This is a genomic window from Thiocystis violacea, from assembly GCF_016583565.1.
GTDB classification, from domain to species: domain Bacteria; phylum Pseudomonadota; class Gammaproteobacteria; order Chromatiales; family Chromatiaceae; genus Thiorhodococcus; species Thiorhodococcus violaceus_A.
Window position 1 is genome coordinate 1 of sequence record NZ_NRRF01000217.1, and the last position, 1076, is coordinate 1076.

Here is a 1076-nt window from a genome sequence, read left to right on the forward strand (position 1 = left end):
CACTGAAAAATCAAAAACTTAAAATAGAATCGCTCGACTATATTTTGGCATTGGCGTGTACGCTAAAATCCGCTCTAAGCAATTGTTTTAAAATGACTTGTGATTCCCCATGAAATCCTGGAGAGCCCGGGAAACGCCATCATGCCCTTAATAATCAATATTTTATCGAGCATGGCGAGGGGCTTTTCGTCACAGAAATGCGGGATCAAAAAGTGCGTGAAAAAGGCTAGATTGAACACCCTAGGCCGACGCGCTCTCGCCAGACGAACGCAGGCAAATTCTCGAGCGCCTGCGATCAACCTGATGCGCTTGTTTCTTGACGCCAATATCCTGTTTACCGCGGCGCATAATCCAGCCGGCAAGGCCGCACTCGTCATCGAGTTGGGGCAAGCGGGATTATTCCAGCTCGCGAGCAGCACCTATAGCCATTTAATATGGTATCCAGACGCGCTTATTAAGCGGCATATTGGGTTTCCGGAAGGTGAAAAAACGATATTATGCGTTCTGCGCGACCCTTCAAAGACTTTAAAGCGGAATACAGACGACTGTTCAAATCGCGCTTTTTTTTGATTGTCTTGCGCCCCAAGCGCTACCAATGCGACGACTGCGAAGGGCGTCCGACGACGAGCCAAACGCTGTCGTGGTATACGCCACGCGCCTCGGTGACGAAGGGCTTCGAGGATCAGATGCTGCTAGAACTGATCAACAGTACGCTCGAGGATGTGAGCCGCAAGCAGGGCATCGGTGTCGATGCGCTACAGGGTATCCTGGATCGGCGCATTGATCCTGAGATCGATTGGAGTGCCATTGAGACCCTGGAGGTCATGGGCATCGACGAGATTTCCTTGAAGAAAGGTCATCGTGATTTCGTGGCTGTCATCAGTGCCTACGTGAACGACCAGCTGCGCGTCATCGGCCTCCTCGCCGAGCGCACGAAGGCGGCGGTTGAAGCGTTTTTTCGTCGGATTCCCAAGCGCTTACAGCACACCGTGCGCGTCGTCTGCTCGGACCTCTATCAAGGCTTCATTGGCGCCGCCAAGGCGGTGTTCGGCAAGCGCGTCTTGATCTGCGCGGAT

Annotated in this window: 1 protein-coding gene; it reads left to right on the forward strand. The window is 52.8% G+C overall.

The window, feature by feature from the left end; genetic code table 11:
* Window positions 1–497: 497 nt before the first annotated feature.
* On the forward strand, window positions 498–1076 hold a 579-nt coding region (locus tag CKO23_RS24865; RefSeq protein ID WP_200336239.1), incomplete at its 3' end, for a transposase.